General features: G+C 68.9%; 14 protein-coding genes. 12 read left to right on the forward strand and 2 right to left on the reverse strand.

Features of this window, described 5'->3' with window-relative positions; translation table 11 throughout:
• Positions 1–34 precede the first annotated feature (34 nt).
• Positions 35–409, forward strand: coding sequence for a peptidase inhibitor family I36 protein (locus tag CU044_RS13025; protein ID WP_129768707.1), 375 nt, complete (start codon positions 35–37; stop codon positions 407–409).
• A gap of 128 nt (positions 410–537) precedes the next feature.
• Here the strand turns inward: CU044_RS13025 and aceE are convergent, their stop codons facing one another.
• Entirely contained in the window at positions 538–3,270 is a 2,733-nt protein-coding gene (gene aceE, locus CU044_RS13030; protein WP_129768708.1) for a pyruvate dehydrogenase (acetyl-transferring), homodimeric type, read from the reverse strand.
• Positions 3,271–3,798: 528 nt separating this feature from the next.
• Here aceE and CU044_RS13035 point away from each other — a divergent pair.
• The 6 genes from CU044_RS13035 to CU044_RS13060 all read left to right on the forward strand — a co-directional run bounded on the left by CU044_RS13035 (position 3,799) and on the right by CU044_RS13060 (position 8,513).
• A complete protein-coding gene (locus CU044_RS13035) occupies positions 3,799–4,236 on the forward strand; it encodes a DUF3052 domain-containing protein (RefSeq protein WP_030352588.1) in 438 nt (145 codons plus the stop codon).
• Positions 4,237–4,394: 158 nt separating this feature from the next.
• Positions 4,395–4,874: a peroxiredoxin gene (locus tag CU044_RS13040; RefSeq protein WP_129768709.1), complete on the forward strand. Its 480-nt coding sequence runs from the start codon at positions 4,395–4,397 to the stop codon at positions 4,872–4,874.
• A 174-nt stretch (positions 4,875–5,048) separates the two neighbouring features.
• Positions 5,049–5,624 (forward strand): TerD family protein, encoded by a 576-nt coding sequence (locus CU044_RS13045; protein ID WP_129768710.1) that lies wholly within the window; start codon positions 5,049–5,051, stop codon positions 5,622–5,624.
• Between the two features lie 214 nt (positions 5,625–5,838).
• The gene (locus CU044_RS13050; protein ID WP_129768711.1) at positions 5,839–6,414 is read left to right on the forward strand and encodes a TerD family protein; all 576 of its coding nucleotides are present in this window, start codon (positions 5,839–5,841) and stop codon (positions 6,412–6,414) included.
• A gap of 51 nt (positions 6,415–6,465) precedes the next feature.
• Positions 6,466–7,605, forward strand: coding sequence for a DUF475 domain-containing protein (locus CU044_RS13055; RefSeq protein ID WP_129768712.1), 1,140 nt, complete (start codon positions 6,466–6,468; stop codon positions 7,603–7,605).
• Between the two features lie 167 nt (positions 7,606–7,772).
• Entirely contained in the window at positions 7,773–8,513 is a 741-nt protein-coding gene (locus tag CU044_RS13060; protein ID WP_129768713.1) for a Tellurium resistance, read from the forward strand.
• A gap of 68 nt (positions 8,514–8,581) precedes the next feature.
• On the opposite strand, the gene CU044_RS13065 is transcribed toward CU044_RS13060, so the two are convergent.
• Positions 8,582–9,421, reverse strand: a complete 840-nt coding sequence (locus CU044_RS13065) for a TerD family protein (protein WP_129768714.1) — start codon at positions 9,419–9,421, stop codon at positions 8,582–8,584.
• Positions 9,422–9,614: 193 nt separating this feature from the next.
• On the opposite strand from CU044_RS13065, the gene CU044_RS13070 reads away from it, so the two are divergent.
• The 5 genes from CU044_RS13070 to CU044_RS13090 all read left to right on the forward strand — a co-directional run bounded on the left by CU044_RS13070 (position 9,615) and on the right by CU044_RS13090 (position 16,916).
• Positions 9,615–10,778 carry an HpcH/HpaI aldolase/citrate lyase family protein gene (locus CU044_RS13070; RefSeq protein ID WP_129768715.1) on the forward strand — a complete coding sequence of 388 codons (1,164 nt, stop codon included), beginning with the start codon at positions 9,615–9,617 and terminating at the stop codon, positions 10,776–10,778.
• Positions 10,779–10,861: 83 nt separating this feature from the next.
• Positions 10,862–13,411 carry a phosphoribosyltransferase gene (locus tag CU044_RS13075; protein ID WP_129768794.1) on the forward strand — a complete coding sequence of 850 codons (2,550 nt, stop codon included), beginning with the start codon at positions 10,862–10,864 and terminating at the stop codon, positions 13,409–13,411.
• Positions 13,412–13,527: 116 nt separating this feature from the next.
• Positions 13,528–14,289 (forward strand): HAD family hydrolase, encoded by a 762-nt coding sequence (locus tag CU044_RS13080; RefSeq protein WP_345790134.1) that lies wholly within the window; start codon positions 13,528–13,530, stop codon positions 14,287–14,289.
• A gap of 401 nt (positions 14,290–14,690) precedes the next feature.
• A complete protein-coding gene (locus CU044_RS13085; protein WP_129768717.1) occupies positions 14,691–15,518 on the forward strand; it encodes a hypothetical protein in 828 nt (275 codons plus the stop codon).
• Between the two features lie 168 nt (positions 15,519–15,686).
• Positions 15,687–16,916, forward strand: a complete 1,230-nt coding sequence (locus CU044_RS13090) for a hypothetical protein (RefSeq protein WP_129768718.1) — start codon at positions 15,687–15,689, stop codon at positions 16,914–16,916.
• Positions 16,917–16,924 lie beyond the last annotated feature (8 nt).

Raw genomic sequence — 16,924 nt, forward strand, 5'->3', positions numbered from 1 at the left:
ACCGATTTCGCACCACACACGGGGACCGATTCATATGCGCAAGACCACACGCACAGCCATGTCCGTCGGGGCGCTGGCCTTCGCCGCCCTGCTGCCGGCGGCCGCCGCCGAGGCGGCGCCGCCCCGCCTCGGCGAGTGCGCCACCGGCGAGTTGTGCCTCTGGCCGAAGGAGGAATTCCGGGGCGCGCGGCAGACGTACGAGCTGTCGGCCACCGACATCGACAGCTGTGTGCCGCTTCCGGCGGGCATCAGCGCGCAGTCACTGGCCAATCGCACGGGGCGGAACGTGACCACCTATCAGTCCGCCGAGTGCGCGGAGACGGGGGAGTTCGAGACGTATCCGGGCAAGGGCAGCTGGATGCCGCAGTCGCCGTACCGGGTACGGGCCTTCAAGATCTGGGAGCGCTGACCGGACCGGACCGGGAAGAGCCGGACCGTGAAAGGGCCCGGCTGTGACAGCGCCTGACCGTGAAAGGGCCCGGCTGTGAAAGGGAGGAGGGCGGCGGAACCCATGGGTCCCGCCGCCCTCCGCCCGTCTCAGGCGTCGCCGCCCGCCGCGCCCGGGTCCGCCGCCGAGGCGTCCAGCAGCTGGTAGCGGTCCACCGCCTGCTTCAGCACCGAACGGTCGACCTTGCCCTCCTTGGCCAGCTCGGTCAGCACGCCGAGCACGATCGACTGCGCGTCGATGTGGAAGAAGCGACGGGCCGCGCCGCGCGTGTCCGCGAAGCCGAAGCCGTCCGCGCCCAGCGACTGGTACGTGCCGGGCACCCAGCGCGCGATCTGATCCGGCACCGATCGCATCCAGTCGGAAACCGCCACGAACGGTCCCTCCGCGCCGGAGAGCTTCTGGGTCACATACGGGACGCGCTGGTCTTCCTCGGGGTGCAGCAGATTGTGCCGCTCCACCTCGACGGCCTCACGGCGCAGCTCGTTCCAGGACGTCGCCGACCAGACATCGGCCCGTACGTTCCACTCCTCGGCGAGGATCCGCTGGGCCTCCAGTGCCCACGGCACCGCCACGCCGGACGCCATGATCTGCGCCGGGATCGAGCCCTGCTCGCCGCGCCTGTAGCGGTGAATCCCCTTGAGGATGCCCTCCACGTCCACATCGGCGGGCTCGGCGGGGTGCTGGATCGGCTCGTTGTAGACGGTGAGGTAGTAGAAGATGTCCTCGCTGTCCGGGCCGTACATCCGGCGCAGACCGTCCTGGACGATATGCGCGATCTCGAAGCCGTAGGCGGGGTCGTACGCGACACAGCCCGGGTTGGTCGAGGCCAGCAGATGCGAATGGCCGTCCGCGTGCTGTAGCCCTTCACCGGTCAGGGTCGTACGTCCGGCGGTCGCACCCAGTACGAACCCGCGCGCGAGCTGGTCGGCCATCTGCCAGAACTGGTCGCCGGTCCGCTGGAAACCGAACATCGAGTAGAAGACATAGACCGGGATCAGCGGTTCGCCATGCGTGGCGTACGCCGAGCCCGCCGCGATGAGCGAGGCCGTACAGCCCGCCTCGGAGATGCCGTCGTGCAGCATCTGGCCGGTCGGCGACTCCTTGTACGCGAGCAGCAGCTCACGGTCCACGGACTCGTACTGCTGGCCCAGCGGGTTGTAGATCTTGGCGCTCGGGAAGAACGAGTCCATACCGAACGTGCGGTACTCGTCCGGCGCGATCAGCACGAAGCGCCTGCCGATCTCCTTGTCCCGCATCAGGTCCTTGAGCAGCCGGACGAACGCCATGGTGGTGGCGATCGACTGCTGGCCCGAGCCCTTCTTCACCGCCGCGTAGGTCTTGTCCCCGGGCAGATTCAGCGGCTTCGCCCGGACGACGCGCGTCGGTACGTACCCGCCCAGCGACTTACGGCGGTCATGCATGTACTGGATCTCTTCCGAGTCCCGGCCCGGGTGGTAGTACGGCGGCGCGCCGTCCTCCAGCTCCTTGTCCGTGATCGGCAGGTGCAGCCGGTCGCGGAAGCCCTTGAGGTCGGAGACCGTCAGCTTCTTCATCTGGTGGGTCGCGTTGCGGCCCTCGAAGTTCGGCCCCAGCGTCCAGCCCTTGACGGTCTGCGCCAGGATCACCGTCGGCTGGCCCTTGTGGGCCTTGGCCGCCGCGTACGCCGCGTAGACCTTCCTGTGGTCGTGACCGCCGCGGCCCAGGTGCAGGATCTGGTCGTCGGTCATGTTCTCGACCATGGCGCGCAGCCGCTGGTCGTCGCCGAAGAAGTGTTCACGGATGTACGCGCCGGTCTCGGTGGCGTACGTCTGGAATTGCCCGTCCGGCGTGGTGTTCAGCCGGTTGACCAGTACGCCGTCCCTGTCCTGCGCGAGCAGTGGGTCCCAGGAGCGGTCCCAGACCAGCTTGATGACGTTCCAGCCGGCGCCCCGGAACTGCGACTCCAGCTCCTGGATGATCTTGCCGTTGCCGCGTACGGGACCGTCGAGACGCTGGAGATTGCAGTTCACGACGAAGGTCAGATTGTCCAGGCCCTCACGGGCGGCGATGGACAGCTGGCCCAGCGACTCGGGCTCGTCCATCTCGCCGTCGCCGAGGTACGCCCAGACATGCGAGGCGGAGGTGTCGGCGATACCGCGCGCCTCCATATAGCGGTTCATCCGGGCCTGGTAGATCGCGCCGAGGGGGCCGAGGCCCATCGAGACGGTCGGGAACTCCCAGAAGTCCGGCATCAGCCGCGGGTGCGGATAGCTGGACAGCCCGTACGGAGCCTTCGACTTCTCCTGGCGGAACGCGTCGAGCTGCGTCTCGCTCAGCCGGTCGAGGAGGAAGGCGCGGGCGTAGATACCGGGGGAGGCATGGCCCTGGAAGAAGATCTGGTCGCCGCCGTCACCGCCGTCCTTGCCCCGGAAGAAGTGGTTGAAGCCCACGTCGTAGAGGGAGGCGGAGGAGGCGAAGGTGGCGATGTGGCCGCCGACGCCGATCCCCGGGCGCTGCGCGCGCGACACCATCACGGCCGCGTTCCAGCGGGTCGCGTTGAGGATCTTGCGTTCGGTCTCCTCGTTGCCGGGGAAGAACGGCTCGTCCTTGGTGGCGATGGTGTTGACGTAGTCCGAGCTGCGCATCTCCGGCACAGCCACACGCTTCTCGCGCGCCCGCTCGATCAGCCGGAGCATCAGATAACGGGCGCGCTCACGGCCGCGCTCGTCCACAGCGGCGTCGAGCGAGTCGAGCCACTCCTGGGTCTCTTCGGGATCAAAGTCCGGGACCTGGCTGGGAAGGCCGCCAATGATGATCGGGTTGCGATCGGATCCGGAAGCCACGCTTTTCCTTCGCTGTTTGGGTCGTATCGTGCCCTGCACGCGATCGCTGCGGTGCACGCCGTCGGGTTACTGCTGCTACGCGGGCCCGGGACCTGGGTGTCTCACCGGAGCCCCCGGGGCACGGGCACGTACGCCGCCCTCCATCGTGTACCGCGGCGGCGGAAACGTCATCTCTACCGAGTGGTAACCCGTGCTCCGCGGGAAAATACCGCGCCCGAGTCCGGTTTCCACGGCGGTCAAATCGCAACCTTACGCCCACTCCGTCCAAGCGTTTCGTTCGGTCGTTCGGACCTGATTGACGTACCGAAGCGGCATAACATGGCAGAGGATGAGAAAACGTACGGCCTGTGTCACAGGGTGCGAGGTCGAAGTGACAGGAGATGCGACGAAGGAGCCCGGAACGTCACCGTTTCGGCGGTCTCGGCGGCCGGGTACTTGCGCGATCCGCCCCGCCCGTGTGGACAATGGCCAATGCCCCGCGTACGCGCGGCCGAAGCATTTATCCGAAACATGATCAGGAGGCAATCCGTGAGCGCGACCGCGGACCACGCGGAGGAACGAACCAACCTCGCCGCTCGGCTTGGGTTCGAACCCGGACAGGTGGTCCAGGAGCTCGGCTACGACGACGACGTCGACCAGGAGCTCCGCGAGTCCATCGAGGCCGTCATCGGCCAGGACCTTGTCGACGAGGACTACGACGACGTGGCCGACGCCGTCGTCCTGTGGTTCCGTGACGAGGACGGCGACCTTACGGACGCGCTGGTGGACGCCATCGGTTTGATCGAAGACGGCGGAGTGGTCTGGCTGCTGACGCCCAAGACCGGCCGTGACGGCTACGTCGAACCGAGCGACATCAGCGAGGCGGCCCAGACCTCGGGCCTGTCCCAGACCAAGAGCGTGAGCGCCGGCAAGGACTGGACCGGCGGCCGTCTCGTCACCCCCAAGGCGGCGAAGACCAAGCGCTGACTCCGAGCGCCGAGCGCGCAAGACGCAGCAGCCGACAGCGAGCAGCCCTGAACTGCGAGCAGCCTTGAGGGCCCCCGCCGACTCCGATCGGCGGGGGCCCTGTGCGTAGGGTGGTCGGGAGACAGTCAGAGCCACAGCCTTCGAAAGGACGTGCATCCATGGCGATCGAGGTCGGCGCCCCCGCCCCGGACTTCGAACTGAAGGACAACCACGGGCGGACCGTGCGACTGTCCGACTTCCGCCGCTCCGAGGACGGTGCGGACAGCGGCAAGAACGTGGTGCTGCTCTTCTACCCCTTCGCCTTCACCGGTGTGTGCACCGGCGAGCTGTGCGCCCTGCGCGACGAGCTGCCCTCGTTCGTCAACGAGGGCACCCAGCTGCTCGCCGTCTCGAACGACTCCATCCACACCCTGCGCGTCTTCGGTGAGCAGGAGGGCCTGGAGTACCCGCTCCTGTCGGACTTCTGGCCGCACGGCGCGGTCTCGCGCGCGTACGGCGTCTTCGACGAGGACAAGGGATGCGCGGTGCGCGGCACCTTCATCATCGACAAGGACGGCATCGTGCGCTGGACGGTCGTCAACGGTCTGCCGGACGCCAGGGATCTCGACGAGTACGTCAAGGCGCTCGCCGCGCTCTGACGGGCCCCGGCCGGTCCGTCCCCTCCGGACCGGCACCCCGAAATCGCACAGCAACGGGGAACCGGTCACTAGGATCCAGTCGTTGATCCGATGCCAACGCCTCAGGGGACGCGCGACCCGCGGCAGCAGCCGCCGAGCCGGGCCGCCGGCCCCGAGAAACCAAAGGGAGGACTCGTGGGAGTCAGCCTCAGCAAGGGCGGAAACGTCTCGCTGACCAAGGCCGCGCCCAACCTGACCGCGGTCACCGTGGGTCTGGGCTGGGACGTCCGTACGACCACCGGCAGTGACTTCGACCTCGACGCCAGCGCCCTGCTGACGAACGCCGAGGGCAAGGTCGCCGTCGACGGGAACTTCATCTTCTTCAACAACCTCAAGAGCCCCGACGGATCCGTCGAGCACACCGGTGACAACCTCACCGGTGAGGGCGAGGGCGACGACGAGGCGATCAAGGTCAATCTGGCCGCGGTCCCCGCCGATGTGGACAAGATCGTGTTCCCCGTCTCGATCTACGAGGCGGAGAGCCGCCAGCAGTCCTTCGGCCAGGTGCGCAACGCGTTCATCCGCGTGGTCAACCAGGCCGACAACAACGAACTCGCCCGGTACGACCTGAGCGAGGACGCCTCGACGGAGACCGCCATGGTCTTCGGCGAGCTGTACCGCAACGGCGCGGAGTGGAAGTTCCGCGCCATCGGCCAGGGGTACGCCTCGGGTCTGCGCGGTATCGCACAGGACTTCGGCGTCAACGTCTGAACCGCCGGGCCTGTCCCCACCGGACACGCCTGGGTATCTTCGAGCACGGCGCCGCACGCTTCAGTGCGGCGCCGTACGCGTCTCGCATGCGGGGTGGTACGCGTCTCGCATCGGTACGGGCACGAGCCGCATGAACAGGGTTTGAACGGGCAGGACGTCAGGCGCGTCCTGCCCGCAGGACGGCAGCACATCATTTCGGGGAGGACTCACCATCATGGGCGTCACACTCGCCAAGGGAGGCAATGTCTCCCTCTCCAAAGCCGCACCCAACCTCACCCAGGTGTTGGTAGGGCTCGGCTGGGACGCGCGCTCCACCACCGGAGCCGACTTCGACCTCGACGCCAGCGCGCTTCTCTGCCAGTCGGGCCGGGTGCTCGGCGATGAATGGTTCATTTTCTACAACAATCTGACCAGTCCGGACGGATCCGTGGAGCACACCGGTGACAATCTGACCGGTGAGGGCGACGGCGACGACGAATCCCTGCTGGTCGACCTCTCCAAGGTGCCTGCTCACTGCGACAAGATCGTCTTTCCTGTCTCGATCCACGACGCGGACAATCGCGGTCAGACGTTCGGGCAGGTCAGCAACGCCTTCATCCGTGTGGCCAACCAGGCCGACGGCCAGGAGCTCGCTCGCTACGACCTCAGCGAGGACGCCTCCACCGAAACCGCGATGATCTTCGGCGAGCTCTACCGCTATGGCGCCGAATGGAAGTTCAGGGCCGTGGGACAGGGGTACGCGTCGGGGCTGCGCGGCATCGCTCTAGACTTCGGGGTCAACGTTTCGTAAAGCAGTGCGCTGCGCGGGGGAAAACCCGTTAATCACCAGATGGGGTAGCCAGTGATCCTGAAAACCTTCGGCTGGTCGTTCGCCATCACGGCGCTCGGCCTCGCCTTCGCGGCCTGGCAGTGGGGGTGGGAGGCGTTCGGGATCGTACTGATCCTGTCCATCCTTGAGATCTCGCTGTCCTTCGACAACGCGGTTGTCAACGCCGGGGTCCTGAAGAAGATGAATGCCTTCTGGCAGAAGATCTTCCTCACCATCGGCATCCTCATCGCGGTGTTCGGTATGCGACTGGTCTTCCCCGTCGTGATCGTCGCCATCAGTGCCAAGGTCGGGCCGATCGAGGCCGTCCAGATCGCGCTGGACAACCCCGAGCGGTACGAGGCCCTGGTCACCGACGCCCACCCGGGCATCGCCGCCTTCGGTGGAATGTTCCTGCTGATGATCTTCCTCGACTTCATCTTCGAGGAGCGGGACATCAAGTGGCTGGGCTGGCTGGAGCGTCCGCTGGCCAAGCTCGGCAAGGTCGACATGCTCTCGGTCTGTGTCGCGCTGATCGTGCTGCTCGTCACGGCGCTGACCTTCGCCACCAACGCGCACACCAGTACCGGATACCAGGACAAGTCGGCCACCGTACTGCTCGCCGGTGTCGCCGGTCTGGTCACGTATCTCGTCGTCGGCGGTCTCTCGGGCTTCTTCGAGAACCGGCTGGAGGAGCAGGAGGAGCAGGAGCACGAAGCGGAGGAGAAGGCCAAGGCCGAGGGCAAGCAGGTCTCCGCGATCGGTCTCGCCGGCAAGGCCGCGTTCTTCCTCTTCCTCTACCTGGAGGTCCTGGACGCGTCGTTCTCCTTCGACGGAGTCATCGGCGCCTTCGCCATCACGAACCAGATCTTCTGGATGGCGCTGGGTCTCGGTATCGGCGCGATGTACGTACGTTCGCTCACGGTCTACCTGGTCCGCCAGGGCACCCTGGACGACTACGTCTACCTGGAGCACGGCGCGCACTACGCGATCGGCGCGCTCGCCGCGATCCTGCTGATCACCATCGAGCACTCGATCAACGAGATCATCACCGGTCTGATCGGCGTGCTTCTCATCGGCGCCTCCTTCTGGTCCTCGATCCGCCGTAACAAGGCGCTCGCGGCCGGGGAGGGCGACAAGGACGCCGACGACGACAAGGCGGCGGTCCAGGTCTGAGCCGGTGCTCCGGTGAGCCTTTGTTGAGCCGGTCCTCCCGAGGGTGACGCGGAGGGCAATCAGGGAACGCTCTGAACGGGGCGGCCGAGAGGCGTGAGCCTGCCGGCCGCCCCGTTCTTCCATGTGATCGTGGCGAGTTGAGAGTTGACGACAGGAGTGGGGTGGGCATGGCCTTCTGGGACAACCTGTGGCAGGGACAAAGGGCGACGCAATTCGATTCGGGCAACGCCGCGTCCAACTCCATCGAGCTGACCAAGCGGAGGCCGACGGTCTCGCTCACCAAACAGGGCGCGGCCACCGGAAATCTGCGGGTGAACCTCTCCTGGCAGATGCGCACCTCCGATATCGAGGGACGCTCCAGGCAGAGCGGGCGGCTGCTGTCGAACCCCCTCAAGCTGTTCAAACCCGAGGTGGTGCAGGCCCATACGCAGGGCATGGTCAATGTGGACCTCGACCTCGGCTGCATGTACGAGCTGACCGACGGCAGCAAGGGCGTGGTCCAGCCGCTGGGCAACTTCCTCGGGGATCTGAACGATCCGCCGTACGTCAAACTCAGCGGCGACGACCGGTTCGGCGCCGCCTCGGGCGAGACCCTCTACGTCAATCTCGACCACCGGGAGTCGATCAAGCGGCTGCTGTTCTTCGTCTACATCTACGACCAGACGCCCGCCTTCGACCGCACGCGCGCGCATGTGACGCTGTACCCGAGCAATGGCCCGCGCATCGAGATCGATCTCGACGAGCACGCGCCGCAGGCCCGCTCCTGCGCCGTGTTCTCGGTGGAGAACGTCAAGGGCGACCTGGTGGTGCGCCGCGAGGTGAAGTTCGTCTACGGCTTCCAGGCGGAGCTGGACCGGCTGTACGGCTGGGGGCTCCAGTGGGGGCGTGGCTACAAGACGAAGACCTGAACCGGTCCGGGTGCCCGTACCTGTCCCGATTCCGGTGCGGGCACCGGTCCGGGTGCCCGCACCGGCGTCTACGGGCGGATGAACTGCGGCCCCATGGGGGGCAGCCGGAAGTTCGGATCGGGGGCGGGCGCGGCGGCAGCGGCCGGCTGCGGATAGCCGTACGCCGGCCGCGGGGACGACACGGGCTGGGGATAGCCGTACGGCGGCTGGGCCGACGGCAGGGGAGGCTGCGGGTACCCGTACGCGGGCTGTGCGACCGGCTGGGTGGGCGGCAGCGCCGGGGGAGGCGGCAGCGGCCTGTCCGGGGCCACGGCCACGGTGGCTTCCTCGGAGGCACCGGGCGCCGCGTCCGCGGCGGCCTCTTCCGTCTCGTCCACCAGAATGCCGAAGGCGGTGGCCAGACCGTCCAGACCGGTCGGATATCCCTGGCCCACCGCGCGGAATTTCCAGCCGCCCCCGCGCCGGTACAGCTCGCCGCAGATGATCGCGGTCTCCTCGCCGGTCTCCGGCCGGATCTCGAAGACGGCCAGCGGCTCGCCGTCGGCCGCCGCCGCGTCATAGAGCAGGATCCGCAGATCGGTCACATGATGGAAGCTCGCACCATCGGAGGAGGCCGCGAGTACCACCTGGTCGACCGAGGGGTCGAGCGCCGCGAGATTGGCCTCGACGGCATCGGTCAGCTCGTCCCCGACCTGTTTCTTGGGCAGCCGCCGCACCAGCCCGGAAGGATGGCGCGGCTGGTTGTAGAAGACGAAGTCCTCATCGGAACGGACCCGGCCGTCGTGCCCGAGCAGCAGGGCGGAAGCGTCCACCACGGGAACCCCGGTACCGGGGGACCAGCGCAGCACGGCTCGTACGGCCATGGCATCGAGGGGGACGTTCGAGCCCTTGAGCATCGCGTGCGTCATATCGCCATCCTGCCTTCCCGCCGCCCGCCGGGACAACGCGGGCCCAGAGTCCGATCCGCTCCGTCCGGGCCATGGACGAGAACCGGACGAGTAACCAGGATTTCATGTAGCGGGGGAACTCTTGACACCCGCCCATACGTACTATTACCGGCCACATGACCGACGGGCCATCACGGCAGTACGGGGGATTCAGATGCGTCATTTCGGGCATATCCCGACCGCTGCTCGGCAGGCACTGTTCCATCAGGAGCCGTGCGAGTTCACCGCGGACTCGCCCGCGCGGTTGCTCTCGGCCGCTCTCGGGGCCACGCTCTACAGCCCGGCCACCCGGCCGCGGCTGGCGGACGATGTGCTGAAGCAGACCGGGCGCGGAGTCGTCTCCATGGTGCTCTGCCTGGAGGATTCCATCCAGGACGCCGAGGTCGAGGTCGCCGAGACCAATCTGGTCCGGCAGTTCGCCGACCTCGCCGAGCGGGGTGTCGCCACCCCGCTGCTCTTCGTCCGCGTGCGTGAGCCGGGACAGATATCCGATCTGGTCCGGCGCCTGGGGGACTCGATACGGCTGCTGTCCGGATTCGTACTACCCAAGTTCACCGAGGAGCGCGGGACGGCCTTCCTGGAGGCGCTCACGGAGGCGGAGAGCGCCTGTGGCCGCACGCTCTACGCGATGCCGGTACTCGAATCGCCCGAGCTGCTGCATCTGGAGACCAGGACCCGGACGCTCACCGGCATCGCGACCGCCGTCGACAAGTACCGCGACCGCGTGCTCGCGCTGCGACTCGGTGTGACCGACTTCTGCTCGGCGTACGGCCTGCGCCGGTCGCCCGATATGACGGCGTACGACGTACGCATCGTGGCCGGGGTCATCGCGGACGTGGTGAACGTACTCGGACGTGCCGACGGATCGGGCTTCACGATCACCGGGCCGGTCTGGGAGTACTTCCGGCTCCAGGAGCGCATGTTCAAGCCCCAGCTGCGGCGCAGCCCGTTCCTTGAGGGCCGGGCCGAGGAACTGCGTACCGCCCTGATCGAGCACGACCTCGACGGACTGCTGCGCGAGATCGAGCTGGACCGGGCCAACGGACTGCTCGGCAAGACCTGTATCCATCCCTCCCATGTCCCGCCGGTCCACGCACTCTCCGTGGTCAGCCATGAGGAGTTCAGTGACGCCCAGGACATCCTGCGGCCGGAGCGTGACGGGGGCGGGGTGCTGCGCTCCGCGTACACGAACAAGATGAATGAGGTGAAGCCGCACCGCGCCTGGGCCGAGCGCACCCTTCTGCGGGCCGAGGTCTTCGGCGTCGCCCGGGAGGACATCGGCTTCGTGGAGCTGCTCACCGCCGGACTCGGCGCATGAGCGTTCGGGACGTTCAGGACGTTCAGGAACAGACCACTCGGACCGGGCAGGCCGGACCGTCGTCGAAGGAAGAGATCGTCACTATGGTGTGGTCGGGCACATGGGTCGCCGAGCGGCTCGGCGTCGAACTCGCCGGCGGCGAGGGTCTGCGGGATCTGCTGGGCCTCGCGCTGCGCCGCAACCCCAAGCGGGCCCACCTCCTCGTCTCGAACGTGCTGGGCAAACACGTCCCGCAGCGCCCCGGGGTCGTGCACGGAACCGGCGTCGAGCTGGGTGGGCGCGTACGCGGACTGCTCGGCGCCGAGGTGGACCGGGCCGTGGTGCTCGGCTACGCGGAGACCGCGACCGGACTCGGCCACTCGGTCGCCGACGGGGTGCGCGACGCCCCGTATCTCCACTCCACCCGGCGGCCCGTCCCGGGTGTCCCCAGGGCGGGCGGCTTCGAGGAGTCGCACTCGCACGCCACGTCCCATCTGCTGCTCCCCGAGGACCCGGAGCTGCTCGCCTCCGACGGTCCGCTGGTCCTCGTCGACGACGAGTTCTCCACCGGCAACACCGTTCTCAACACCATCCGCGCCCTGCACGAGCGCTACCCGCGCGGCTGGTACGTCATCGTCGCCCTGGTCGACATGCGCTCGGCGGCCGACCAGGGGCGGCTGGCGGAGTTCGCGGAGGAGATCGGGGCCCGCGTCGACCTGATCGCCCTGGCCTCCGGTACGGTCCGGCTCCCGGACGGCGTCCTGGAGAAGGGCCGGGCGCTGGTGGCGGAGCAGGAGGCCGAGGCCCTCGCGCCGGGCCCCGTGGACGGCATCCCGGCCGCCGGTTCGCCCGAGGCCCACGGTTCGCCTGAGGACGGTGCGTCGCCCGAGGCCCATGCGTCGCCCGAGGTCCGCGGGTTGCCCGAGGCGCACACGACCGGAGTGGTCCGCGTGGCCCTGGAGTGGCCGGCCGGAGTCCCCGACGGGGGCCGCCACGGCTTCACCCCCGCCCACCGGGCCGCCCTGGAGGCCGCGCTGCCCGCCATGGCGGCCGAGACGGCCGCCGGGCTGGGCGACGCCCGGCGTGTGCTCGTGCTCGGCTTCGAGGAGCTGATGTACGCCCCCCTGCGGCTCGCCGAAGCGCTGGAGCGCTCCAGCGACGCCGAGGTGAGGTTCTCCACCACCACGCGGTCGCCGGTGCTGGCCGTGAACGACCCCGGATACGCGATCCGCAGCCGCCTCGTCTTCCCGGCCCATGACACCGCGGCCTTCCCCGACGGCGACGGCACCGGAGACCGGTACGCCTACAACGTCGCGGGCGCCGGTTTCGACGCCGTCGTGGCGGTCGTCGACTCCCTGGCCGACTCTCCCGAGCTGCACGCCCCCGGCGGTCTGCTGGCCCGGCTCGCCGCACACATACCCCGGGTGGTCCTGGCCGTGGTCCCCTCGTATCTCCCCGCCTCCGCGCGCCTCCCGCGCTCCTCGCACGACCCCGAACGGCAGGAACCCTCCATGCTGCCCGAGCCCCTTCGCGGCCCCGCCTTCTCCTCCTACGCACCCGACGACGTGGGCTGGCTCCTCCAGGACCTGTCCGAGGTGGAGCTGGAGGCCCCGACGGAGGAGCGCGAGGAGGCCATACAGAGCGGTGGCGCGCACTACGCCGAATCCCTTCCCGTCGAATACCAGCCGAGCGCCCAGTACCAGGAGCTCTTCAAAGCCGCGCTGGAGACCTCGGCGGCCCGGATCGCGCGGGCCGTCGGCACCGTCACCGAAACGGTGCTCGCCGAGCGGTCCCCCCGCCCCGTCCTGGTCTCGCTGGCCCGCGCCGGCACGCCGGTCGGTGTCCTGATGCGCCGCTGGGCCCAGCACCGGCACGGCCTGGACCTGCCGCACTACGCCGTCTCGATCGTGCGTGGCCGGGGTATCGACGCCAACGCCCTGCGCTGGCTCGCCGCCCACCACGACCCCGCCGATGTCGTCTTCGTCGACGGCTGGACCGGCAAGGGCGCGATCACCCGCGAACTCGCCCAGGCCCTCGAAGCGTTCGGCGGATTCAACCCCGAGATCGCGGTCCTCGCCGATCCGGGCGGCTGCGTGCGGACCTATGGCACCCGAGAGGACTTCCTCATCCCCTCCGCCTGTCTCAACTCGACGGTCTCCGGCCTGATTTCCCGTACCGTCCTCCGGTCCGACCTGGTCGGCCCCCATGACTTCCACGGCGCGAAGCACTATCGCGAACTCGCCGGCGCCGATGTCTCCGGCCACTTCCTGGACACCGTCGCGGCCCGCTTCGACGAGGTCACCCACGCCGTCGACGCCGAGGTCAAGGAACTGCTCTCGGCGGACCGCGCGCCCACCTGGGAGGGCTGGGCGGCCGTCGAGCGGATCAGTGAGGAGTACGGCATCCACGATGTGAACCTCGTCAAGCCCGGTGTCGGCGAGACCACCCGCGTCCTGCTGCGCCGCGTCCCCTGGAAGATCCTGGCCCAGCGTGACGCGGGCGCCGACCTCGATCATGTCCGGCTGCTGGCCGAGCAGCGCGGCGTGCCCGTCGAGGAGGTCGACGACCTCCCGTACACCTGCGTCGGACTCATCCACCCGCGGTACACCCGGGGCGCCACCGGCGCGGACGGCAAGGCGGTCGTCGCGCCGTGACCCTCTCCCACGCCCCGGGCTCCCACTCCTCGGGCACCCCCGCGCGGCCGTCCGTCCTGGTCGCCAGCGATCTGGACCGCACCCTGATCTATTCGGCCGCCGCGCTCCAGCTCCCGATGCCGGACGCCGAGGCTCCCCGGCTGCTCTGCGTCGAGGTGTACGAGAGCAGACCGCTGTCGTATCTGACCGAGACGGCCGCCGGACTGCTCGACGGGCTCGCCCGCGCCACCGTCTTCGTACCGACGACGACCCGCACCCGTGAGCAGTACGGCCGTATCCATCTGCCGGGCCCCGCGCCGCGGTTCGCGATCTGCGCCAACGGCGGCCACCTGCTGGTGGACGGAGTGTCGGACCCGGTCTGGCGGAACCGGGTGGCCGACCGGCTGGCCGACGAGTGCGCCCCCCTCGCCGAGGTCCGCGCCCATCTGCTCGCCGCCGCCGACCCCGCGTGGCTCCTCAAGGAGCGGATCGCCGAAGACCTCTTCGCCTATCTCGTGGTCGACCGCGCCCTGCTTCCCGAGGGCTGGGTGAAAGAACTCGCCGAATGGGCCGGAGGCCGGGGCTGGACCGTCTCCCTCCAGGGCCGCAAGATCTATGCCGTACCGCGACCGCTCACCAAGAGCGCCGCGATGCGCGAGGTGGCCCGCAGGACCGGCGCCGAACTCACCCTCGCCGCGGGGGACTCACTGCTCGACGCCGACCTGCTGCTGGCCGCGGACCAAGGCTGGCGCCCCGGCCACGGCGAACTCGCGGACAGCGGCTGGAACGCCCCGCATGTCGACGTACTCCCGCAGACGGGTGTCGCGGCGGGAGAGGAGATCCTCCGACGCCTCACCCGCGCCGCTGCCCCGGGCGCGGCTGACCCGGGCCCGGCCTGACCCGGGTCCGGCCGGACCCGGCGAGCGGTCGCCCGACCCGGCCACGAAGTCGGACAAGAGCCCCCGTATTGCTCAGATTTGACGAGCGATCAGATGTGCTCCACCGGTCGGCCGTCGCCGCCCGAGAGCGGCATCCACAGCTCGGCACACTCCCCCTGGCCTGGGAAGAAGCAACCCGTCGCCGGTTGTCCCCCGACTGCGATGCGGGTGCACACTTCCTGCACGAAAAACACCGGGAACGGTCGCGGCTGTGATGGTGCTGTGAGCGCGCGTAGATTCCCTGCCGACCTGAGAGTGCGCGTTCACTTCCCTCGGTCGGCCTGTCGACGACACCGTCGCCACGCCGGCCGGCCAAGGGCGTCGCACAGACGGCACGATCTCAAGAATGGATATCCCGGACAGTGATCCGTCACCTTTTACCTCGCCGTAGCGCGCTCGCGCTGCTGGCCCCCCTCGCCGCCGGCCTGGCCTTGGCCGGTGTCCCGGCTCCGGCCGCCGCAGCCACCGCCGTCCCCACCACCGCGACCTCGGCGTCCGTGGGCGCGATCGACCCCGCCGCCATCAACACCCGTCTGTGGATGTCGCAGATCAAGAGCGTCATCGGTGACCGGCCGCTCAACAAGATCGTGATGCCCGGCAGCCACGACGCGGGATCCTGGAGCATCACGCCTTCGTCGGGCGTCTGCGACGCCGGTTCGGAAGCCGCCATGGCGAAGAGGTTCCCGGGGGTCGCCGCCAACCTCTCGGTGACGCAGTACTCGCCCATCATCGAGCAGCTCAACAGCGGCTCGCGCTATCTGGATCTGCGGCTGTGCAAGCAGAACGGGCAGTGGTACACGTACCACGGCGGCCCGCGCGGCAACCTGTTCCTCGACGACACCGTCACCGGCCGCAAGGGCGAGATCAACGAGATAGCCGAGTGGCTCCGCGACCACCCGGAGGAGATCGTCACGATCGAGCTGCGAACCGCGGCCCCGCCGGACTCCGACCCCTCGCCCGACCGGGACACCGCCGTCGAGGACTACCGCGAGGCCGTGGAACGGCTGGGCCAGGCGATCGGCACCTCCCGGATGGCCGACCGGAACAAGCTGTCGCCGAAGTCCACGTACAACCAGTTCATGGCGGCCGGCGCCAACGTCGTCCTGATCGACACCCGGAGCCTCACCAACAACACCTGGGCCTGGCCCAGCGACCGGGTCGAGACCCGGGACAGCTACCTGGAGAACTAGGACACCGTCGCCCTTCTCAACAACCTCTTCGGCAACCCCTCGCCGTACGGCTCAGCGGCCACCCAGCTCAGCGCCCAGGCGCTGAACCAGAACCACAAGTCGCTGAGAACCCAGCAGGGCGACCCGAACAGGCTCTTCGTCCTGTCCGGCGGGGTCGACTCGTACACCATGCTTCCCCAAGCGGTGATCGACTTCGCCAACAAGGGCTTCAGCTGGAACCCCGACGAGCTGCCGTACATGGTGCAGCTGGGCCGCGAGCACAACACCAACATGCTCCGGCTGCTGGAAGGTGACTGGCGCTACTCCTACATCGCCGGGAACACGAACGTCGTCCAGATCGACTACGTCAACATGGGCGGCAGGCGTGCCGACGGCTCGATCATCGGTTCCGGCGACATGAGCCGGGCGATCATCGCCAACAACACCCCGACGACGAAGTCCGGCGTGCTGGTCGGCACCGAGCGCAGGGCCGACGGAAGCTGGACCACCGCGGAGCCGCTGCCCGGGACCAATGCCTCACTCGAATACGGCGTCCGCGAATTCGGCGGCGGCGAGCGCGCCGTGACCGCCATGCCCAACGGCGACCTCCAGGTCATCGCGTACGGCCCCGACAAGCGCCTGTACCACAACGTCCGCCGCGCCGACGGCTCGTGGACCGGCTGGGCGCGCCCCAACACCGACGCGGTCGACGCGAGGTTCCCCGGCGGACCGCTCGCGATCACGTCCACGCCCAACGGTGACGCGCAGCTCCTCGCCATCGACAAGGACGGCTACCTCAACCACAACGTCCGCCGCGCCGACGGTTCGTGGACCGGGTGGGCGGCCATCGCCGGGCCCGACAGCGGGCGCTTCAAGGCCAAGGACATGGCCGTCGCCGCACTGCCGACCGGCGCCGTCAAGGTGGCGGCGTTCGGCGCGGACGGCGCCCTGCGCATCGCGGAGCGCCTGGCCGACGGATCCTGGGACATCGCCACCAAGGGCTGGCAGACCCTGCCCGGAGTGGGCGGCGCGCCCACCTTCGCCGGCAAGGACCTCGCCATGACCGTGACGACGGGCAACGTCATCCAGATCGCCGCCGTCGGCAATGACAACGGCGTCTACTGGACGACCCGTTCCCCGCGCGGGGGACTCAACGGCCCCTGGAACGGACTCGAGTGGAAGCCCAATGACCTCATGCGCGGCCTGGGCGTCTCCCTGACCGCCCTGCCGGACGGGTCCACCCAGCTCCTGGCCGTCGGCATGGACGGCAACACCTGGCACGCGAGCAGTGGGACGGACCTGAAGTGGAGCGCGTTCGGGCAGGTGCCCGGGGCGTACGGCCGTCCGCTGGGCGCCAACGGCGCGGCGATCACCGCCCTGCCCAACGGATCGACGTTCACCCTGGTCGGCGCGCGCTGACCCGGTTG

Source organism: Streptomyces sp. L-9-10 (genome assembly GCF_004151105.1).
In the GTDB taxonomy this organism is placed as follows: Bacteria; Actinomycetota; Actinomycetes; order Streptomycetales; family Streptomycetaceae; genus Streptomyces.